The 21318-nt window shown below is 76.2% G+C and carries 18 protein-coding genes; all 18 read left to right on the plus strand.

Translation table 11 applies throughout. The features are described 5' to 3' along the window. The first annotated feature begins 130 nt into the window (after positions 1 to 130). The 18 genes from pyrR (at position 131) to ACI769_RS13930 (ending at position 21234) form a co-directional block, all read left to right on the plus strand. Positions 131 to 814, plus strand: coding sequence for a bifunctional pyr operon transcriptional regulator/uracil phosphoribosyltransferase PyrR (gene pyrR, locus ACI769_RS13845; RefSeq protein WP_409141761.1), 684 nt, complete (start codon positions 131 to 133; stop codon positions 812 to 814). Next, positions 811 to 1902 carry an aspartate carbamoyltransferase catalytic subunit gene (locus tag ACI769_RS13850; protein WP_086150375.1) on the plus strand — a complete coding sequence of 364 codons (1092 nt, stop codon included), beginning with the start codon at positions 811 to 813 and terminating at the stop codon, positions 1900 to 1902. The genes pyrR and ACI769_RS13850 overlap by 4 nt, the downstream gene beginning before the upstream one ends. Further along, the gene (locus ACI769_RS13855; RefSeq protein ID WP_051028381.1) at positions 1899 to 3260 is read left to right on the plus strand and encodes a dihydroorotase; all 1362 of its coding nucleotides are present in this window, start codon (positions 1899 to 1901) and stop codon (positions 3258 to 3260) included. Before ACI769_RS13850 ends, ACI769_RS13855 begins: the two co-directional genes overlap by 4 nt. Then, a complete protein-coding gene (locus ACI769_RS13860; protein WP_409141762.1) occupies positions 3257 to 3955 on the plus strand; it encodes a hypothetical protein in 699 nt (232 codons plus the stop codon). Before ACI769_RS13855 ends, ACI769_RS13860 begins: the two co-directional genes overlap by 4 nt. 44 nt (positions 3956 to 3999) lie before the next feature. Further along, positions 4000 to 5238, plus strand: coding sequence for a glutamine-hydrolyzing carbamoyl-phosphate synthase small subunit (gene carA, locus ACI769_RS13865; protein ID WP_409141763.1), 1239 nt, complete (start codon positions 4000 to 4002; stop codon positions 5236 to 5238). A 2-nt stretch (positions 5239 to 5240) separates the two neighbouring features. Next, the gene (gene carB / locus ACI769_RS13870; RefSeq protein ID WP_409141764.1) at positions 5241 to 8612 is read left to right on the plus strand and encodes a carbamoyl-phosphate synthase large subunit; all 3372 of its coding nucleotides are present in this window, start codon (positions 5241 to 5243) and stop codon (positions 8610 to 8612) included. After that, complete coding sequence (gene pyrF, locus ACI769_RS13875; RefSeq protein ID WP_409141765.1) at positions 8609 to 9478, plus strand: orotidine-5'-phosphate decarboxylase; 870 nt, start codon at positions 8609 to 8611, stop codon at positions 9476 to 9478. The genes carB and pyrF overlap by 4 nt, the downstream gene beginning before the upstream one ends. 89 nt (positions 9479 to 9567) lie before the next feature. Continuing rightward, entirely contained in the window at positions 9568 to 10443 is an 876-nt protein-coding gene (locus ACI769_RS13880) for a tyrosine-protein phosphatase (RefSeq protein WP_409141766.1), read from the plus strand. 267 nt (positions 10444 to 10710) lie between these two features. Beyond that, a complete protein-coding gene (mihF, locus tag ACI769_RS13885) occupies positions 10711 to 11022 on the plus strand; it encodes an integration host factor, actinobacterial type (protein WP_021482878.1) in 312 nt (103 codons plus the stop codon). Between the two features lie 103 nt (positions 11023 to 11125). Continuing rightward, a complete protein-coding gene (gmk, locus tag ACI769_RS13890; protein WP_212715474.1) occupies positions 11126 to 11737 on the plus strand; it encodes a guanylate kinase in 612 nt (203 codons plus the stop codon). 175 nt (positions 11738 to 11912) lie between these two features. Further along, complete coding sequence (gene rpoZ, locus ACI769_RS13895; RefSeq protein ID WP_031316460.1) at positions 11913 to 12191, plus strand: DNA-directed RNA polymerase subunit omega; 279 nt, start codon at positions 11913 to 11915, stop codon at positions 12189 to 12191. 121 nt (positions 12192 to 12312) lie between these two features. Further along, positions 12313 to 13626, plus strand: a complete 1314-nt coding sequence (locus tag ACI769_RS13900) for a bifunctional phosphopantothenoylcysteine decarboxylase/phosphopantothenate synthase (RefSeq protein WP_409141767.1) — start codon at positions 12313 to 12315, stop codon at positions 13624 to 13626. 63 nt (positions 13627 to 13689) lie between these two features. Beyond that, positions 13690 to 14886 (plus strand): methionine adenosyltransferase, encoded by a 1197-nt coding sequence (gene metK, locus ACI769_RS13905; protein WP_034653075.1) that lies wholly within the window; start codon positions 13690 to 13692, stop codon positions 14884 to 14886. Positions 14887 to 15031: 145 nt separating this feature from the next. Beyond that, positions 15032 to 17395 (plus strand): primosomal protein N', encoded by a 2364-nt coding sequence (locus ACI769_RS13910; protein WP_409141768.1) that lies wholly within the window; start codon positions 15032 to 15034, stop codon positions 17393 to 17395. Beyond that, the gene (locus ACI769_RS13915) at positions 17392 to 18111 is read left to right on the plus strand and encodes an HAD family phosphatase (protein ID WP_232322571.1); all 720 of its coding nucleotides are present in this window, start codon (positions 17392 to 17394) and stop codon (positions 18109 to 18111) included. Before ACI769_RS13910 ends, ACI769_RS13915 begins: the two co-directional genes overlap by 4 nt. Before the next feature lie 13 nt (positions 18112 to 18124). After that, the gene (locus tag ACI769_RS13920; protein WP_085387978.1) at positions 18125 to 18499 is read left to right on the plus strand and encodes a hypothetical protein; all 375 of its coding nucleotides are present in this window, start codon (positions 18125 to 18127) and stop codon (positions 18497 to 18499) included. 102 nt (positions 18500 to 18601) lie between these two features. Continuing rightward, on the plus strand, positions 18602 to 19555 hold the full coding sequence (gene fmt / locus ACI769_RS13925) for a methionyl-tRNA formyltransferase (protein ID WP_043660208.1): 954 nt from the start codon (positions 18602 to 18604) through the stop codon (positions 19553 to 19555). Beyond that, positions 19552 to 21234, plus strand: a complete 1683-nt coding sequence (locus ACI769_RS13930) for a transcription antitermination factor NusB (protein ID WP_409141769.1) — start codon at positions 19552 to 19554, stop codon at positions 21232 to 21234. Before fmt ends, ACI769_RS13930 begins: the two co-directional genes overlap by 4 nt. The last annotated feature ends 84 nt before the right edge of the window (positions 21235 to 21318 follow it).

The raw sequence follows: 21318 nt of genomic DNA on the forward strand, positions 1-21318 counted from the left end.
GGGTGTGACCGACGCCGCGTCCCACCGGGCGGGACGCGCACCCGGCCGCCGGACCACCGGCGGTAGGGTGGGTGACCGTCAGACATCCTTTAAGGCCCGTCCAGTGAGGCGGGGAAGGAGGTCGCCGGACATGAGCTCTGGCGCTGCTGTGCCCACACCATCCGCACCCCGGCCGGGGGCCGACCCCGAGACGGGGCCGACCGCCGGGACCGTCGTCCTCGCGGCGGCGGACATCTCCCGCGCGCTGACGCGCATCGCCCACGAGATCGTGGAGCGCAACAAGGGAGCCCACGACCTCGTCCTCCTCGGCATCCCGACGCGCGGCGTCCCGCTCGCGGCCCGGCTCGCCGAGCGTCTCGCCGCGATCGAGGCAGACGGCGCGCCCGACCCGCACGCGATCGTCGGCGAGCTCGACGTGACGATGTACCGCGACGACCTGCACCGTCACCCGACGCGCACGATCGGCGCGACGCGCCTGCCCGCGTCGGGGATCGACGGCAAGGTCGTGGTCCTCGTCGACGACGTCCTGTACTCCGGCCGCACGATCCGGGCCGCGCTCGACGCGATCAGCGACCTCGGCCGCCCGCGCGCGGTGCAGCTCGCGGCGCTCGTCGACCGCGGCCACCGGGAGCTGCCGATCCGCCCGGACTTCGTGGGCAAGAACCTGCCCACGTCGACGTCCGAGCGCGTGAGCGTGCGCCTCGCCGAGATCGACGGCGCTCCCGCGGCGGGCGACGCGTCCGCCGACGCGGTGGTCATCCGGCCCGCTGCTGCGCAGCCGGGCTCCTCCGAGGACGGGGAGGCCCGCGCATGAGGCACCTGCTCTCGACCCAGGACCTCGGGCGCGCCGACGCGGTCCGCATCCTCGACACGGCCGCCCAGATGGCCGCGACGCAGTCGCGCGAGATCAAGAAGCTCCCGACGCTGCGCGGTCGCACGGTCGTCAACCTCTTCTACGAGGACTCCACGCGCACGCGCATCTCCTTCGAGACCGCGGCGAAGCGCCTGTCGGCGGACGTCATCAACTTCTCGGCCAAGGGGTCGAGCGTGTCCAAGGGCGAGTCGCTCAAGGACACCGCGCTGACGCTCCAGGCGATGGGCGCGGACGCGGTCGTCGTGCGGCACCAGGCGTCGGGCGCCCCGCACCTGCTCGCGCACGCGGGCTGGCTCGACGCGGCCGTGGTCAACGCGGGCGACGGCATGCACCAGCACCCGACGCAGGCGCTCCTCGACGCGTACACGCTGCGCCGCCACCTCACCGGGACGGGCCTGACGTCGCCGGGGGCGAGCGGTCCCGACGACGCCGCGGCGCGCGGCGCGGGCCTCGACGGGCGCCACGTCGCGATCGTCGGCGACGTGCTGCACTCGCGGGTCGCGCGCTCGAACGTCCACCTGCTGCACACGCTCGGGGCTCGCGTGACGCTCGTCGCCCCGCCCACGCTGCTGCCGGTCGGCGTCCAGACGTGGCCGTGCGAGGTCTCCTACGACCTGGACGCGGCCCTCGCGGGCGACACGGCGCACGGCGGCCCCGACGCCGTGATGATGCTGCGCGTGCAGCGCGAGCGCATGAGCGGCGCCGGCGCGGGGGGCGGGGCCTTCTTCCCGAACCCGCTCGAGTACAGCCGCAAGTACGGGCTCGACGCCCGGCGCCTCGGGCTCCTCGCCGAGCACGCCGTCGTCCTGCACCCCGGCCCCATGAACCGCGGCCTCGAGATCTCCGCGCAGGCGGCGGACTCGCCGCGCGCGGTGATCGTCGAGCAGGTCGCGAACGGCGTCGCCGTGCGCATGGCCGTGCTCTACCTCCTCCTCGCGGGCAGCGACGAGGCCGACGCCGCGGCGTCGGCCGCGCCCCTGCCCTCCGCCCAGCCCGTCCCCGCCGTCGAAAGGGTCTCCGCCTCGTGAGCAGCGCCGCAACCACCACGTACGTCCTGCGCGGCGCGCGCCCGCTCGGCGGCGACCCGGTCGACCTCGTCCTCGCGGACGGCGTGGTCGCCGAGCTCGCCCCGGTCGGCGCCGCGCGCGCCGCGGACGACGACGGCACGGTCGTCGTCGACGCGACGGGCCTCGTCGCCCTGCCCGGGCTGGTCGACCTGCACACCCACCTGCGCGAGCCGGGGCGCGAGGACGCCGAGACGATCGCGTCCGGCACCCGCGCCGCGGCGGCGGGCGGCTTCACGGCCGTGCACGCGATGGCGAACACGACCCCGGTCGCGGACACGGCGGGCGTCGTCGAGCAGGTGTGGCGCCTCGGGCGCGACGCGGGCTGGGTCGACGTGCACCCCGTGGGCGCCGTCTCCGTCGGGCTCGCGGGCGAGCAGCTCGCCGAGCTCGGCGCGATGGCCGACTCCGCGGCCCGCGTGCGGGTGTTCTCGGACGACGGGAAGTGCGTCGACGACCCGATCCTCATGCGCCGCGCCCTCGAGTACGTCAAGGCGTTCGACGGCGTCGTCGCCCAGCACGCGCAGGAGCCGCGCCTCACCGAGGGCGCCCAGATGAACGAGGGCGTCGTGTCGGCCGAGCTCGGCCTCGCGGGCTGGCCCGCGGTCGCCGAGGAGGCGATCATCGCGCGCGACGTGCTCCTCGCGGAGCACGTGGGCTCGCGCCTGCACGTGTGCCACCTGTCGACCGCCGGCTCGGTCGAGATCGTCCGCTGGGCCAAGGGCCGCGGGATCGACGTCACGGCCGAGGTCACGCCGCACCACCTCGTGCTCACCGACGACCTGGCGCGCGGCTACGACCCGACGTTCAAGGTCAACCCGCCGCTGCGCACGGCAGCGGACGTCGAGGCGGTGCGCGAGGGCCTGGCCGACGGCACGATCGACATCGTCGCGACCGACCACGCGCCGCACGCGCGCGAGGACAAGGACTGCGAGTGGGCCGCGGCCGCGTTCGGCATGACGGGCCTCGAGACGGCGCTGAGCGTCGTGCAGCAGACCATGGTCGACACGGGCCGCATGACGTGGGCCGACGTCGCGCGCGTGCTGTCGAGCGCGCCCGCGCGCATCGGCCGCATCGACACGGGGGAGCGCGCGCAGGGCCGCCCGCTCGAGGTCGGCGAGCCCGCGAACGTCACGCTCGTCGACCCGGCCGCGCGGCGCGTGGTCGACGGCGCCGGGCAGGCCACCGCGAGCACCAACACGCCCTTCCAGGGTCGCGAGCTGCCCGGTGCGGTCGTCGCGACGTTCCTGCGGGGCCGGGCCACCGTGCTCGACGGCGCGCCCGTCGAGGCGGTCGCCGCCGGTCGGGGGGTGGGGGCGTGAACCTGCCGCAGCCCGTCGCGGCCGGGATCTGGGTCGTCCTCGGCGTCGTCCTGCTGACGCTCGTGCTCGTCGGCCGCCGCCGGCTCGTGCGCCGCTCCGCGGGCTTCGTCCCGACGCCGCCCGTCGTGCCGCCGGAGGCCGCGCGCGGCGGCGTCGTGCTCGGCCCGCTCGACGCGCTGTACGTGTCGAGCACGCTCGCGGGCGACTGGCTCGCGCGCGTCGGCGCCCACGGCCTCGGCGACCGGGCGCAGGCCCAGGTCACCGTGCACGACGCCGGCCTGCACGTCGCGCGCCGCGGCGCCGACGACGTGTGGGTTCCCGCGGCGGCCGTCGAGGACGTCGCGCTCACCCCGGGCATGGCGGGGAAGTTCGTCGGGAAGGAGGCCATCGTCGTGGTGACGTGGTCCGTCCCGGCCGAGCCGGTCCCCGCCGACGCCCCCGAGGCCCCGGCGCACCCCGAGGTCCGGCTCGACACCGGCCTCATGCCGCGCCACGACCACGACGTCCCGCGTCTCCTGGAGGCCGTGCGCGACCTCGCCGGCCGCCCCCGGAGCGCGGGCGCCGACGGCACCCGCGAACGACGAACCGGGGCGCCGAGCAGCGCCACCGACGCACCCACCGACCAGGACGGCCCGGCGCCGACGCGCGACAGCGCGGCACCCGGCACCGACGAGAACGACGAGGAAGCACCTTGACCGCCTCAGCGAACGCAGTGAGCTCACCGACCGCAGTCACCTCGGTGACCGGCGCACCCGCCCCCGACCGGGCCCTGATCGTCCTCGAGGACGGCACGGTGCAGCCCGGCCGCGCGTACGGCGCGCGCGGCACGACCGTCGGCGAGATCGTCTTCAACACCGGCATGACCGGCTACCAGGAGACCCTCACCGACCCCTCCTACCACCGGCAGATCGTCGTCATGACGGCCCCCCACATCGGGAACACGGGCGTCAACGACGAGGACCCGGAGTCCGGCAAGATCTGGGTCGCCGGGTACGTCGTGCGCGACGCGGCCCGTCGCGCGTCGAGCTGGCGCGCGCAGCGCACCCTCGACGAGGAGCTCGCGGCCCAGGGCGTCGTCGGCATCAGCGACGTCGACACGCGCGCCCTCACGCGCCACCTGCGCGAGCTCGGCGTGATGCGCGCGGGCATCTTCTCCGGCGACGCGCTCGTGCGCGACGGCTACTCGCGCACCGTGGAGGACCTCGTGGCCGAGGTGAAGGCGGCGCCCGCGATGGCCGGCGCCGACCTCGCCCGCGAGGTGAGCACGGACACGGCGTACGTCGTCGAGCCCTTCGAGGGCACGACGCCGGACGGCGAGCCCGTCGCCACCGTCGTCGCCGTGGACCTCGGCATCAAGTCGATGACGCCCCAGCGCCTCGCCCAGCGCGGCGTGCGCGTGCACGTGGTGCCCGCGGCCTCGACGATCGCGGACATCGAGGCGTACGCGCCCGACGGCGTGTTCTTCTCCAACGGCCCGGGCGACCCGAGCGCCGCGACCCACGAGGTCGAGCTGCTGCGCGGCGTCCTGGACCGCGGCACGCCGTTCTTCGGCATCTGCTTCGGCAACCAGATCCTCGGGCGCGCGCTCGGCTACGGCACGTACAAGCTCGCGTACGGCCACCGCGGCATCAACCAGCCCGTCATGGACCGCCGCACCGGCAAGGTCGAGGTCACGGCGCACAACCACGGGTTCGCGGTCGACGCGCCGCTCGACGGCGAGTCCGTCGCCCCGCACGACGGCGGCCGCTACGGGCGCGTCGTCGTGTCCCACGTCGGGCTCAACGACCAGGTGGTCGAGGGGCTCGAGTGCCTCGACCTGCCCGCCTTCTCCGTCCAGTACCACCCCGAGGCCGCGGCCGGCCCCCACGACGCCGCGTACCTCTTCGACCGCTTCGTCGAGCTCATGACGTCGCGTCGCGCCGCCGGCGCGGCGGGCGCGGGCTCCGACGCCGTCGAGCAGACCACCAAGGAGAGCTGACCGTGCCTCGCAGAACCGACATCTCCAGCGTCCTGGTCATCGGGTCCGGCCCGATCGTCATCGGCCAGGCGTGCGAGTTCGACTACTCCGGCACCCAGGCGTGCCGCGTGCTCAAGGAGGAGGGCCTGCGGGTCGTCCTCGTGAACTCGAACCCGGCGACGATCATGACCGACCCCGAGTTCGCCGACGCGACCTACGTCGAGCCGATCACGACCGAGGTCCTCACGTCGATCATCGCCAAGGAACGCCCGGACGCGCTGCTGCCGACGCTCGGCGGTCAGACGGCGCTCAACGCGGCGATCGCGCTCGACGAGGCCGGCGTCCTCGCCGAGTACGGCGTCGAGCTCATCGGCGCGAACATCGCGGCGATCCAGAAGGGCGAGGACCGCCAGCAGTTCAAGGACGTCGTCGAGACGTGCGGCGGCGAGTCCGCGCGCTCCGTCATCGTCCACACGGTCGACGAGGCGATCGCGGCCGCGGGCGACCTCGGCTACCCGATGGTCGTGCGCCCGTCGTTCACGATGGGCGGCCTCGGCTCGGGCTTCGCGTACGACGAGGACGAGCTGCGTCGCATCGTCGGCCAGGGCCTGCACTACTCCCCGGTGACGGAGGTGCTCCTCGAGGAGTCGATCCTCGGCTGGAAGGAGTACGAGCTCGAGCTCATGCGCGACAAGAACGACAACGTCGTGGTCGTGTGCTCCATCGAGAACGTCGACCCCGTCGGCGTGCACACGGGCGACTCGATCACGGTCGCGCCCGCGCTCACGCTCACCGACCGCGAGTACCAGAAGCTGCGCGACATCGGCATCGCCGTCATCCGCGAGGTCGGCGTCGACACGGGCGGCTGCAACATCCAGTTCGCCGTCGACCCGGACACGGGCCGCGTCATCGTCATCGAGATGAACCCGCGCGTCTCGCGGTCGTCCGCGCTCGCGTCCAAGGCGACCGGGTTCCCCATCGCGAAGATCGCGGCGAAGCTCGCCGTCGGCTACACGCTCGACGAGATCCCCAACGACATCACGCAGGTCACGCCGGCCTCGTTCGAGCCGACGCTCGACTACGTGGTCGTCAAGGTGCCGCGGTTCGCGTTCGAGAAGTTCCCGGCCGCGGACCCGACGCTGACGACGACCATGAAGTCGGTCGGCGAGGCGATGGCGCTCGGGCGCAACTTCACGGAGGCGCTCGGCAAGGCGCTGCGCTCGATCGACAAGGGCGGCTCGGTCTTCCACTGGGACGGCGAGCCCGTCTCCGGCGCGGAGCTCGACGCGCTGCTCGTGCGCATCGCGCGCCCCACGGAGAACCGGATCATCGGCGTCCAGCAGGCGCTGCGCGCCGGGGCGAGCGTGGAGCAGGTGTTCGAGGCCACGAAGATCGACCCGTGGTACCTCGACCAGATCCAGCTGGTCAACGAGGTCGCGGCGGCCGTCGCGGACGCGCCCGCGCTCACGGAGGACGTGCTGCGCGAGGCGAAGAAGCACGGCCTGTCCGACGCGCAGGTCGCGCGTCTGCGCGGCATGGGCCCGGCGGGCGAGGCGACGGTGCGCGAGGTCCGCTACGCGCTCGGCGTCCGGCCCGTCTACAAGACGGTCGACACGTGCGCGGCCGAGTTCGCCGCCCGCACGCCGTACCACTACTCGTCGTACGACCTGGAGACCGAGGTCGCCCCGCGCGAGCGCGAGGCCGTGATCATCCTCGGCTCGGGCCCGAACCGCATCGGCCAGGGCATCGAGTTCGACTACTCCTGCGTGCACGCGGCCCTCACGCTGCGCGAGCGCTACGAGACGGTCATGGTCAACTGCAACCCGGAGACGGTCTCGACCGACTACGACACGTCCGACCGCCTCTACTTCGAGCCGCTGACGTTCGAGGACGTGCTCGAGGTCTACCAGGCGGAGCTCGCCGCGGGACCGGTCAAGGGCATCATCGTCCAGCTCGGCGGCCAGACCCCGCTCGCGCTCGCGCAGCGCCTCGCCGACGCGGGCCTGCCGATCCTCGGCACGAGCCCCGAGGCGATCGACGCCGCCGAGGACCGCGGCGAGTTCGGCCGCGTGCTCGTCGAGGCGGGCCTGCCCGCCCCGGCGTTCGGCACGGCGCGCTCGCTGGACGAGGCGAAGGACGTCGCGGCCGGCATCGGGTACCCGGTGCTCGTGCGCCCCTCCTACGTGCTCGGCGGGCGCGGCATGGAGATCGTGTACTCGGCCGAGCAGCTCACGGGGTACGTCGAGCGCGCCCTCGTGGCGGCCGCGGCGGAGGACCGCACGGCCGGGACGCTGCCCGCGCCGCTGCTCATCGACCGGTTCCTCGACGACGCCATGGAGATCGACGTCGACGCGCTCTACGACGGCACCGAGCTCTTCCTCGGCGGCGTGATGGAGCACATCGAGGAGGCCGGCATCCACTCCGGCGACTCGGCGTGCGTCCTGCCGCCCGTGTCGCTCTCGGAGCAGGAGATCGAGCGCATCCGCCGGTCGACCGAGGCCATCGCGAAGGGCGTCGGCGTGCGCGGCCTGCTCAACGTGCAGTACGCGCTCGTCTCCGACGTGCTCTACGTCCTGGAGGCCAACCCCCGCGCGTCGCGCACGGTGCCGTTCGTCTCGAAGGCGACGGGCACGTCGCTCGCGAAGGCCGCGGCCCGCGTCATGGCGGGCGAGTCGATCGCCGAGCTGCGCGCCGCAGGCGTGCTGCCCGCCGAGGGCGACGGCGGCACGCTCCCGCTCGACGCGCCGATCGCGGTCAAGGAGGCGGTCCTGCCGTTCAAGCGCTTCCGTACCGCGGACGGCGTCGTGGTCGACACGGTGCTCGGCCCGGAGATGCGCTCGACGGGCGAGGTCATGGGCTTCGACCGCGACTTCCCGCACGCGTTCGCCAAGTCGCAGGCCGCCGCGTTCGGCGGGCTGCCGACGTCGGGCCGCGTGTTCGTCTCGGTCGCCGACCGCGACAAGCGCTCGATCGTCTTCCCGGTCAAGCGGCTCGCGGAGCTCGGGTTCGAGATCCTCGCGACGGACGGCACGTCGAGCGTGCTGCGCCGCAACGGCATCGCGTCGCGCGTGGTGCGCAAGTTCTCCGCGGGGCGCGGGGCGGACGGCGAGCCGACGATCGTCGACCTCATCACGGCCGGCGAGGTGGACATGGTCATCAACACGCCGTCCGGGCAGGGCGCGCGCGCCGACGGCTACGAGATCCGCGCGGCCACGACGGCGGCCGACAAGCCGATCGCGACGACGGTCGACCAGCTCGCCGCCGCGGTGCAGGGCATCGAGGCCGTCCTCGCCGGGCCGTTCGCGGTCGCGAGCCTCCAGGAGCACATGGCGGGCGAGGGCCTGACCGACGGCGTCGAGCTGCCCGCTCCCGCCGCGGAGCGGGTGGGCGCGTGAGCGCGGGCTTCGGCGCGCGCCTCGCGGCGGCGACGGCGGACCACGGGCCGCTGTGCGTGGGCATCGACCCGCACCCGGGCCTGCTCGCGGACTGGGGCCTGCCCGACGACGCCTCCGGGCTGCGCGAGTTCGGCCTGCGGGTCGTCGAGGCGGTCGGGGGCCGCGTGGCCGCGGTCAAGCCGCAGTCGGCGTTCTTCGAGCGCCACGGGTCGCGGGGCGTCGCGGCGCTCGAGGAGGTCCTCGCGGCGGCCCGCGCCGCCGGGACGCTGACGATCATGGACGCCAAGCGCGGCGACATCGGCTCGACCATGGCCGCGTACGCCGACGCGTACCTGCGCGACGGGTCGCCGCTCGCGGCGGACGCGCTGACCGTCTCCCCGTACCTGGGGTTCGGGTCGCTGCAGCCCGCGGTCGACGCGGCGCTGGAGACGGGGCGCGGCCTGTTCGTGCTGTGCCTGACGTCGAACCCCGAGGGCGCCGAGGTGCAGCACGCGTGCCGGGGCGCCGGGGCGGGCGTGGAGTCCGTCGCGGCGCACGTCGCGCGCGAGGCGGCCCAGGTGAACGCCCCGGTCGTCGCCGCGGGCGACGCGCTCGGGCCGGTCGGGCTCGTGGTGGGCGCGACGATCGCGGACGCCGCGGCGCGCACCGGCACGGACCTCGCGGCCGTGCGCGGGCCGCTCCTCGCGCCCGGCGTGGGCGCGCAGGGCGCGGGCGCGGCCGAGCTGGCCGCCGTCTTCGGCGACGCGCGGCGCCAGGTGCTCGCGTCGTCGTCGCGCGGGGTCCTGCGCGCCGGGCCGGACGCGGACGCGCTGCGCGCGGCGGCCCGCGCCGCCACGGACGAGGCGGCGCAGGCCCTGCGCGGCTGAGCCCCGCGCCTCCCGGGACCGGGCCGGCACCCTCGCGGGTGCCGGCCCGGTCGCCGTCGTGCCCCGCGGTCCCGTGCCAGACTGCGCCCATGACCTCCCGCGACGAGACGACCGACCCTGCCCCGACCGCTGCCGGTACGCCTCCGGAGCTGCCTCCGACGGGCGCCGTGCCGGGCGCCCTGGACGTGCCGGGCACGTGGAACGCGCGCGACGTGGGCGGTCGGGCGGTGCCGGCCGGTCACGACGAGCCGCTGCGGACGGGCGTGCTGCTGCGCACGGCGAGCCTGTCCCGGCTCACCCCCGCGGGCCAGGCCGCGCTCGTCGACCTGGACGTGCGGACGATCGTGGACCTGCGCGGCGGGGACGAGCTCGCGCGCGACGGCGCGGACGCCGTCCCGGGCGGCGTGCGCGTGCTGCGCCGGGGCATGGACCCGACGCCGGGCCTGGTCGACGGGGGAGCGGGCGCGGGCGCCTCGGCGGACCCGGCGGCGCTCGTCGCGGGCCTGCTCGCGGCCGACGACCCGGCTGCGGTCGCGCGGCGCCTCATGCACGGCGTGTACGCGACGTTCGTCACGGACCCGGGCATCCGGGAGACGGTCGGCCGAGTCTTGGCGGACGTCGCCGCGGCCGACGGCGCGAGCGTCGTGCACTGCTCGGCGGGCAAGGACCGCACGGGCTGGGTCGTGGCCCTCGTGCAGTACGTCGCGGGGGTCCCGGAGGAGGAGCGCATGGCCGAGTACCTCGCGAGCGCGGCGGCGGCCGAGGGGCTCGCCGCGCTCGTGCCCCCGCTGCCGGGGCTGTCGCCCGAGGCGCTGGCGCCGGTCCTCACCGTCGAGCCCGCCTACCTGGAGGGCGCGTGGGAGCTCGCGGTGCGCGAGCACGGGAGCATCGACGACTACCTCGTGGCGTGCGGCGTGACGACGGCGGTGCGCGACGCGCTCGTGGCGCGCCTCGTGACGTCCTGAGCCGCCCCCGGATCCGCGTCCCGCCCTCGTTCCGCCTGCGTTCCCGGCCCGCTGCCGGGGCCGCCACCGGGCCCGTCCCGGGTACGGCCGCGGACGACGCGCCACGCCCAGTCGTTGCCCGATCGCCCGAGGCTCGCTACTTTCGAGGGGTCGGCTCCGTGCGTCGGCGCAGGTCGCCCGGGTGATCCACCCGGTCGGGGCTCCACCTGCGGGCACGCCGGGACGACTGAGTGGGCCCATCCGCCTGACGACGAGTAGGTGACTTGCGTGGCACTTCCACCCCTGACCCCAGAACAGCGCGCGGCGGCGCTCGAGAAGGCCGCGGAGGCACGACGCGTGCGCGCCGAGGTGAAGAACCGGCTCAAGTACTCCCAGGGCTCCCTGAAGGAGGTCATCGAGCGCGGCCAGACGGACGACATGATCGGCAAGCTCAAGGTCGTCTCGTTGCTGGAGTCCCTGCCCGGCGTGGGTAAGGTGAAGGCTCGGGCGATCATGGAGGAGATCGGGATCGCCGAGACACGTCGTGTCCGCGGCCTCGGCCCCCACCAGTCCGCGGCCCTCATCGAGAGGTTTGGCTGACATTTCCGCGCACCCGTCCGAGCCGACGCCGTCCGTCCCCGCCGGGGAGACCACGGGGCCGGCGTCGCCGCCCGTCGTCCCCGGACCCGCCCGCCTGACCGTCCTGGCCGGCCCGACCGCCGTCGGGAAGGGCACGGTGTCGGCCGACATCCGGGCCCGCTACCCGGAGGTGTGGCTGTCCGTGTCGGCGACGACGCGCGACCCGCGGCCGGGCGAGGTGGACGGCGTGCACTACCTGTTCGTCGGCCCGGACGAGTTCGCGCGCATGGTCGCGGACCGTGAGCTGCTGGAGTGGGCCGTCGTGCACGGGCGCAACAGCTACGGCACGCCCCGGCGCGCGGTCGAGGAGAAGCTCGCCGCGGGCGTGCCGGCGCTCCTGGAGATCGACCTCCAGGGTGCGCGGCAGGTCCGCGCGTCGATGCCCGAGGCCCGGTTCGTGTTCCTCGCGCCGCCGAGCTGGGACGAGCTCGTGCGTCGCCTGGTCGGGCGCGGCACGGAGGACGCGGAGGAGCGGGAGCGCCGTCTGACGACGGCCCGGGTCGAGCTCGCGGCGGAGTCGGAGTTCGACCACGTCATCGTCAACGACGAGGTGCACCGCGCGACGGACGAGCTGGTGCGCGTCATGGGGCTCGAGCCCCGTCCCGTCCCGGCGGAGGGCACGTCCCCGGCGTCGTCCCCCGTGCCGTCCGGGCACGGCGAGGGGCACAGCGAGTAGACTGTCCTGCGGTGCCCGTGCGCGGGCGTTCCCCCGTGGGCCCGAGGCCCGGTCGGCGGCCCGTCCTGCGACGTGGTGCCGCGGCCGCCCGGTCCCGGACGGGGGCGCCGTGCGCGCCGCCGCCATCGACCAGCTGCAGCGCCCGCTGCAGACCCTTGAACCCACGGAGCGAACTGTGTCCGGAACCGTCGCCGCCCCCGAGGGCATCACCGACCCGCCCATCGACGACCTGCTCGAGCACGTCGACTCGAAGTACGCGCTGGTCATCTACTCGGCCAAGCGTGCGCGCCAGATCAACGCGTACTACTCGCAGCTCAGCGAGGGCCTGCTGGAGAACGTCGGGCCGCTGCTCGAGACGCGCAACCAGGAGAAGCCGCTCTCGATCGCGATGCGCGAGATCAACGCGGGCCTGCTGACGATCGAGGCCGAGCCCGACGAGGCCCCCGAGGCCTGAGCCCGCACGCCGCGCACCTCCACCGGAGGGCGCGGCGTTCGTGCGTCCGCGCCCGGGTGCGCGGGCCCCTTCCCCGCCGCGGTCGGCGGCGGGTCTGAGCCGGACCTCCAGGAGGAACGACATGCGGATCGTGCTCGGTGTGAGCGGCGGGGTCGCGGCGTACAAGGCCGTGCTGCTGCTGCGGCTGCTGCGGGAGCAGGGCCATCGGGTGCGGGTGGTGCCGACGGCGTCAGCCCTGCGCTTCGTGGGCGCGCCCACGTGGGAGGCGCTCTCGGGCGAGCCGGCCACGGACCAGGTGTTCGAGGACGTCGAGCACGTGCCGCACGTCGCCCTGGGCCAGGGTGCCGACCTCGTGGTCGTGGCGCCCGCCACGGCGGACCTGCTGGCGCGCGCGGCGGTCGGGCGCGCGGACGACCTGCTGACCTCGACGCTGCTCACCGCGCGCTGCCCGGTGGTCATGGCGCCCGCGATGCACACGGAGATGTGGGAGCACCCGGCGACGGCCGCGAACGTGGCGACGCTGCGGGCGCGGGGCGTTCACGTGATCGAGCCGGCGTCGGGCCGCCTCACGGGGGCGGACACCGGACCCGGCCGCCTGCCCGAGCCGGACGAGATCGCGCGCGTCGCGCTCGCCGTCGTGGAGGACGCGTCCCGCGCGACCGCCGCCGACGCGGGCGCGGAGCCGGGCCACGGGCCGGGCCGCGGGCCGGCGCAGGATCTCGCGGGTCGGCGCGTCGTGGTGTCGGCGGGCGGGACGCGCGAGCCCATCGACCCGGTGCGGTTCATCGGCAACCGGTCGAGCGGGCGCCAGGGCGTCGAGCTCGCGCGGGCCGCGGCGGCGCGCGGCGCGCACGTCACGCTCGTGGCGGCGAACCTGTCCCCGGACGTGGCCGCGCTCGTGCGCGCGCCCGGGGGCGTGCCCGACGCCGTGGTGGAGGTCGAGACGACGGCGCAGCTGCGCGACGCGGTGCGGTCGGCGGCGGCCGGGGCGGACGTCGTCGTCATGGCGGCGGCCGTCGCGGACTTCCGTCCGGCCCACGCGCCCGACGCGAAGATCAAGAAGGTGCCGGGCCAGGGGCCCGAGCCGATCGCGCTCGTGGAGAACCCGGACGTGCTCGCCGAGCTCGCCCGCGACCGGCTGCGCCCGGGCCAGGTGGTGGTCGGCTTCGCGGCGGAGACCGGTGACGCGCGCGGGTCCGTGCTCGACCACGGCCGGGCCAAGGCGCGGCGCAAGGGCGCGGACCTGCTCGTGGTCAACGCCGTGGGCGAGGGGCGCGGGTTCGCGGTCGACGCGAACGACGTGACCGTGGTCGACGGCGCGGGGGACGTCGTCGCGACGGCGAGCGGGTCGAAGGGCGAGGTCGCGGACGCGGTGTGGGACGTCGTCGTGCCGCGCGTGGCGCCGTCGGTCGAGCGGGCCGGGGCGGGCGAGTGACCCGCGTCTCGTCTCGCCTGCCGGATACGCTCGCTCACCTTTCGGGACAGTAGGCTGTGCGCCATGGCTGAGCTGCGTCTCTTCACGTCCGAGTCCGTCACCGAGGGGCACCCGGACAAGGTCTGCGACCAGATCTCCGACGCGATCCTCGACGCGCTCCTCGCGCAGGACCCGACGTCCCGCGTGGCGGTGGAGACGATGGTCACCACGGGCCTGGTGCACGTCGCCGGCGAGGTGACGACCGACGCGTACGTCGAGATCCCGCAGATCGTGCGCGACGTCGTGCGCCGGATCGGGTACACGTCGTCGGTGATCGGCTTCGACGCGGACTCGTGCGGCATCTCGGTGTCGATCGGCCAGCAGTCGCCGGACATCGCGCAGGGCGTCGACAAGAGCCTCGAGGAGCGCGACGACCAGGGCGACCACGACCCCCTCGACGCGCAGGGCGCGGGCGACCAGGGCCTGATGTTCGGGTACGCGAGCGACGACACGCCGAGCCTCATGCCCCTGCCGGTGTGGCTCGCGCACCGTCTCGCGGAGCGGCTGGCGGCGGTGCGCCGGGACGGCACGGTGCCGGGCCTGCGCCCGGACGGCAAGACGCAGGTCACCGTCGGGTACGACGGCGACCGCGCGGTCAGCCTCGACACGGTGGTGCTCTCGACGCAGCACGACCCGGACGTCCGTCAGGACGAGCTGCACCGGCAGGTCGCGGCGCAGGTCGTGGCCCCCGTGCTGGACGCCGCGGGCCTCGACCTCGACGTGCGCGCGACGCGCCTGTTCGTCAACCCCACCGGCACGTTCGTCGTGGGCGGCCCGCAGGGTGACGCGGGCCTGACGGGCCGCAAGATCATCGTCGACACGTACGGCGGCATGGCCCGCCACGGCGGGGGCGCGTTCTCCGGCAAGGACCCGTCGAAGGTGGACCGCTCGGCCGCGTACGCGACGCGCTGGGTCGCGAAGAACGTCGTCGCGGCGGGTCTGGCGCGGCGCTGCGAGGTGCAGGTCGCGTACGCGATCGGCAAGGCGCACCCCGTCGGCCTGTACGTGGAGACGTTCGGCACGGAGAAGGTCCCGGTCGAGCGCATCACGGCCGCGATCCGCGAGGTGTTCGACCTGCGCCCGGCGGCGATCATCCGCGACCTGGACCTGCTGCGTCCCATCTACGCCCCGACGGCGGCCTACGGGCACTTCGGGCGCGAGCTCGAGCAGTTCACGTGGGAGCGCACGGACCGCGTCGCGGACCTGCAGTCCCAGGTGTGAGGAGCGTCGTCGCGCCGGTCGCGGGCGACGGCCTCGTACCCGGGCGGCACGGCACCGCGGGTGCCGGGCGCACTGCCCGGTGCATCGTCGTGAGCGAGGTCGTGAGCGCGCCGGTCGTGACGGCGGCGCGTGGTTCGATGGCGTCGTGAGCGAGCCGGAGGACACGTCGCGGGCGGTGCAGGACACCCTGCTCACCGTCGCGCCCGCCGCGCCCCGTCGGGGGCCCGCGCCGCCGGCGTCGCACCAGATCGCCGCGCACCTGCCGGTGGCGCGCCTCGCGCTCGACCTCGCGCCCCCGCACCTGGACCGCCCCTTCGACTACCTCGTGCCCGCCACGATGTCCGACGAGGCGCGCCCGGGGGTGCGGGTCAAGGTGCGGTTCGCGGGCCGGGACGTCGACGGGTACGTCCTGGAGCGCCTCGACCGCTCGGACCACGACGGGCGCCTGCTGCCGCTGCGGCGCGTCGTGTCGGCCGAGCCCGTGCTGGCGCCCGCCGTCGCCCGGCTCGCGCGGGCGGTCGCCGACCACTACGCCGGCACGCTCTCGGACGTGCTGCGCCTCGCCGTGCCCCCGCGGCACGCGCGCGCCGAGCAGTCCTTCGCGGCACGGACGGCCCCCGGCGCGGTGCCCGCGCCAGGAACTGCCCCGGCCGGGGACGCCCCGGTCGCCACGCGCGAGGACGCCGTCGCCGCCGAGGCGGCTCCTGCGGGTCCTCCCGTCGCCGAGCCCGTCCCCGCGCCTGCCGAGCCCGTTCCCGCGTCGGTACCCGCTGCGGCGCGGGCACCGCACCAGGAGTCCGTGTGGGCCCCGTACCGGGCCGGCGCCGCCTTCCTCGCGCACGTCGCGGGCGGCGGGTCGCCCCGGGCCGTGTGGACCGCGCTCCCCGGGCTCGCGCCCCCGGCGCCCGAGGTGGTGCCCGAGGGTCGGCGCGGCGGGGGCCGCTCGCGCAAGGAGCCCGACGCGCTGCCCGTCACGCACTGGGCGGCCGCGGTCGCCGAGGCGGTGCGCGCGGCCCGCTCGGGCGGGCGGGGCGCGCTCGTCGTCGTGCCGGACGCGCGCGACGTCGACCAGGTGTGCGCCGCGCTCGCGGCCGCCGGGCTGCCCGCGTGGGACGCGGCGACCGGGGGCGAGGTGGTGCGGCTGACGGCCGACGAGGGGCCCGCGCCGCGCTACCGCGCGTTCCTCGCCGTCCTGCACGGCGACGCGCGCGTCGTCGTGGGGACCCGTGCGGCGGCGTTCGCGCCCGTGGTCGGTCTCGGGCTGGTGGTGTGCTGGAACGACGGCGAGGACACGCTCGCCGAGCCGCGCGCCCCGTACCCGCACGCGCGCGAGGTGCTCGCGCTGCGCAGCGACCAGGAGGGCGCCGCGTTCCTGCTCGGGTCGCACGGGCGCACGGTCGCGGCGCACGCGCTCGTCGTGCGGGGCTGGGCGCACGAGCTCGCGGCGCCGCGCGACGTCGTGCGGGCCCGGGCGCCGCGCGTGCGGGCGCTGACCTCGGTCGAGCTGGCGGCGGAGGGACCGGGCGCCGCGGCGCGCATCCCGACGGCCGCGTGGCGCACGGCGCGCGCGGCGCTCGAGCAGGGTCCGGTGCTGGTCCAGGTGCCGCGGTCGGGGTACGTGCCCGTGGTGGCGTGCGCCCGGTGCCGCACGCCCGCGCGCTGCACGGTGTGCCACGGGCCGCTCGCGCTGTCCGGTCCGCAGGCGACGCCGCAGTGCGCGTGGTGCGGGGCGCTCGCGGGCGGGTGGTCGTGCGCGGAGTGCCACTGGACGGGGCTGCGGTCGGTGCGCGTGGGGTCGCAGCGCACGGCGGAGGAGCTGGGACGTGCGTTCGCGGGGGTCCCGGTGCAGGTGTCGGGTGCCGCGGCGGCGGGCGGGGTGCTGGGGGCGGTGTCCGCGCGTCCCGCGCTCGTGGTGGCGACGCCGGGCGCCGAGCCGGTCGCCGAGGGCGGGTACGCGGCGGCGTTGCTGCTGGACGCGGCGGTGAGCACGGCGCACGTCGGGCTCGACGTGGCGCAGGACGCGCTCGCGCGCTGGCTCGCCGCGGCGGCGCTCGTGCGGCCTGCGACGGCAGGCGGGCAGGTGCTGCTCGTGGGCGACGCCGCGCCCGCGCCGACGAACGCGCTTGTGCGCTGGGACCCGGCGCTCCTCGCGGACCGTGAGCTGGACGAGCGGGTCGAGCTGTCGCTGCCGCCGGCGGTCCGGGTGGCGGCGGTGACGGGCGACCGTCCCGCCGTGGCGGCGGTGCTGGGCCGGGTGGGGCTCGCGGGCCCGGAGACGGTGCTCGGTCCGGTCGAGGTGGCGGCGTCGCCTCGCGGGCGGGGTGCCGACGGGGCGGACGGCGCGGCGCCCGGGCTGGTCGACGCCCCGCCCGTGCGGGCGGTGGTGCGGGTCCCGGTGCGCGACGGCCGGCTGCTGGCGCGCGAGCTCGGCGCGTCCGTCGCGGTCCGGTCCGCGCGGCGCGAGCCGGGTAGCGTCCGGGTGGAGCTCGACCCGAAGGAGATCCTGTGACGCACCGCCCCGCGCCCGACGCCCCGACCGTCGCCCCCCTCGTCGAGGCGTCCGCCGACGCGAACCCCGACCGGGACCCGGCACCCGCCGCCCGCGAGATCGACGCCGTGCTGTACGACTTCGGCAACGTCCTGGTGGGCTGGGACCCGTACGGCGCGTACGACGGCGTCGACCGCCGCGACGTGGACGCGTTCTTCGCCGACGTGGACTTCCGGGTGCTCAACCACGAGCGGGACGCGGGCGCGACGTGGCAGGACGCGCGCGACCGCGTGGCGGCGACCCACCCGCACCACGTCGCGCTGCTCGACCGGTACGTCGAGCGGTTCCCCGCGACGCTCACCGGCCCGGTCGAGGGCTCCGAGGAGCTCGTGCGCGAGCTGCGTGACCTGGGCCTGCGGCTGTACGGCCTGACGAACTGGTCCGCGGAGCTCTTCGGGCACGCCGCGCCGGCCGCGCCCGCCACGGCCCTCATGGAGGACGTGCTGGTCTCGGGGCGCGAGGGACTGGCCAAGCCCGACCCGGCGATCTTCACGCTCGCGGTCGAGCGGTTCGGTCTCGACCCGGCCCGGACGTTGTTCACCGACGACAGCCCGGCCAACGTCGAGGCCGCCGCGCGTCTCGGGCTGCGCACCCACCTCTTCGACGGCACGGTCGGCCTGCGCGCCGCGCTGCGCGACCTGGGCGTGCCGGTCGGCCCCGAGGGCTCGGGGTCGTGATGGGCGCCGCGTCGTGACGGGTGCCGGGGTGCCGCGCGCGCTCACGGCCCCGGAGCGCGACGTCCTCGTCTGGATGCTCCGTCACGGGTGCCGCGACGAGGCCGTCGCGCCCGACCAGGACGCGGCCGACCGACGGCGGTGGCTCGCCCAGGTCGACGCCGTGCGGGTGCACGGCACGTGCGCGTGCGGGTCCTGCCCGACGATCGACCTCGGCGACGACGCCGGTCCCGTCCCCGCGCAGGGCCCGCGCGTCGTGCTGGAGGCGGGCACGGAGCGCTTCCTCCTGCTGCTGTTCGTGGACGGTGACCGGCCCAGCTGCCTGGAGCTGGCCCCCGTGGACGACGAGACGTTCCCCGTGTTCCCGCCGGTCGCCACGTTGGCGAGATGACGCCCGCGCCTGGACCGGGCGCCTGCGCACACCGGGCGCCCGACCCGTGCACCGGGCCGCTCCCGGGTCGGCCGCGCTGCACGGCCACCTAGAATCGGGCCCATGCGCCTGCTGTTCGCGGGGACCCCGGATACCGCGGTCCCGTCCCTCGACGCCCTCCTCGACTCCCGCCACGAGGTGGTCGCCGTGCTCACGCGCGCCGACGCGCCGTCGGGCCGCGGACGGCGCCTGACCCCCAGCCCCGTCCGCGTGCGTGCCGAGGAGGCCGGGATCCCGGTCCTCACCGACCGGCCCCGCGGCGAGGACTTCCTCGCGCGCCTCGACGCGCTCGACGTCGACGCGGCACCCGTCGTCGCGTACGGGGAGATCCTGCGCCCCGACGTGCTCGCCGTGCCCCGGCACGGGTGGGTCAACCTGCACTTCTCCGTCCTGCCCGCCTGGCGCGGCGCGGCGCCCGTGCAGCGCGCGATCATCGCGGGCGACGAGGTGACCGGGGCGACGACGTTCCTCATCGAGGAAGGGCTGGACTCCGGCCCCACGCTCGGCACCACGACCGAGACCATCCGCCCCCGGGACACCGCGGGCGACCTCCTGGGCCGCCTCGCCGTCTCCGGTGCGGGCCTCCTCGTCGCGACCCTCGACGCCCTCGAGGACGGCACCCTGCGCCCGCAGCCCCAGCCCGCCGACGGCGTCTCGCACGCCGCCAAGCTCACGACCGCCGACGCGGAGGTCCGCTGGGACCACCCGGCGCTCGCGGTCGACCGTCTCGTGCGCGGCTGCACCCCGGCCCCCGGGGCGTGGACGACCCTGCCCGGCGCCGACGGCACGCCCGCGCGCCTCGGGCTGGGCCCGGTCACCCTGCGGCCCGACGTCGTCGACCTCGCCCCCGGGCGCGTGCGCGCCGGGAAGAAGGAGGTGCTCGTCGGGACCGCGACCCACGCCGTCCAACTGGGGGAGGTGGCGCCCGTGGGCAAGAAGCACATGGCCGCCGCGGACTGGGCGCGCGGTGCCCGGCTCGACGACGCCGCGGTCCTCGGTGCGGAGACCGCCCGATGAGCGCCGAGCGCCGCGACCGCGACGGTTCGAACGCGCGTTCGAACAGGAACGAGCGACCGCAGGGCCGGGAGGGCGCCGCGTCGAACAAGCGTTCGAGCGGTGACGGCCAGGGTGGGGGCAACAACTCGAACGCACGTTCGAATTCTGGAGCGGCGCCGGCCGGCGGGGGAGACGAGCGCCGCGACGCCCGGGGGCGCCAGCGCGGCGCCGCCCGCTCTCGCGGCGAGGTGCACCGCGGCTCCGCGGCACCCTCCCAGCGCCGCAAGGGCACCGACCCCGCACGGGCCGTCGCGTACGACGTCCTGCGCCAGGTCGACGGCTCCGACGCCTATGCCAACCTCGTCCTGCCGCCCCTGCTGCGCGAGCGCGGCATCCGCGGTCGCGACGCCGGCTTCGCGACCGAGCTCGCCTACGGCACCCTGCGCCTGCGCGGCCGCTACGACGCGATCCTCGCGCACTGCCTCGACCGCCCCCTCGACCGCCTCGACCCGCCCGTCCTCGACGTCCTGCGCCTCGGCACCCACCAGCTCCTCGCCATGCGCGTCCCGCAGCACGCCGCCGTCTCCGAGACCGTCGGCCTCGCCCGCGAGCGCACCGGCGCCGGCAGTGCCCAGCTCGTCAACGCCGTCCTGCGCCGCGTCGCCCGCACCCCCCTCGACGACTGGCTCACGACCCTCGCCGACGACGCCCCCGACCCCCTCGCGGCGCTCGCGGCCACCCAGAGCCACCCCGTGTGGATCGCCCGCGCCCTGCGCGACGCCCTCGCCGGCAACGGACGCCCCGTCGACGAGCTCGACGCCCTCCTCGCCGCCGACAACGACGCCCCCCGCGTCACGCTCGTCGCGCGCCCCGGCCTCGCCGACCCCCACGAGCTCGCCGACGGCGACGGCCGCGTCACCCCCGCCCGCTGGGCGCCCACCGCGCTCACCCTCGACGGCGGCGACCCCGCCGCGTTCGGCGCCGTGCGCGACGGCCGCGCCGGCGTCCAGGACGAGGGCAGCCAGCTCGTCGCCCTCGCGCTCGCCGCCGCACCGCTCGCCGGACCGCAGCCCGGCTCCACCGGCGACGACGCGCGCTGGCTCGACCTGTGCGCCGGCCCCGGCGGCAAGGCCGCGCTCCTCGCGGCGCTCGCGGCCGAGCGCGGGGCAGGCCTCGTCGCCAACGAGGTCCAGCCGCACCGCGCGCGCCTCGTGGAGAAGGCGCTCGCCGCCGTGCCCGCGGACGCCGTGGAGGCCGTGCGCACGGGTGACGGGCGCGCCGTCGGGCAGGACGAGCCGGGCGCGTACGACCGCGTGCTCCTCGACGCCCCCTGCACGGGCCTCGGGGCCCTGCGCCGCCGGCCCGAGTCTCGGTGGCGCCGCACCCCGGCGGACCTCGCGACCCTCACCGGGCTCCAGCGCGAGCTCCTCGACTCCGCGCTCGACGCCGTCCGGCCCGGGGGAGTGGTCGGGTACGTCACCTGCTCGCCCCACCTCGCCGAGACCCAGGTCGTCGTCGCCGACGTGCTGCGCCGTCGCGACGACGTCGAGGTCCTCGACGCCCCGGCCGTCGTGCGCGACGTCGTGCGCCCCGAGGTGCGCGACACCGTCGAGCTCGGGGACCGTCAGGACGTCCAGCTCTGGCCGCACGTCCACGGCACCGACGCCATGCACCTCACCCTCCTGCGCCGCGCGGTGTGAGTGCCGCGCTACGCGTCGTGATGTCGTCATATCTCGACAACGCTGGGGTGTCGGAGTAACCTGACAACGTCTCGTGTCAGGGAA

Origin of the sequence: Cellulosimicrobium sp. RS (assembly GCF_046159675.1) — a bacterium.
GTDB classification, from domain to species: Bacteria; Actinomycetota; Actinomycetes; order Actinomycetales; family Cellulomonadaceae; genus Cellulosimicrobium; species Cellulosimicrobium funkei.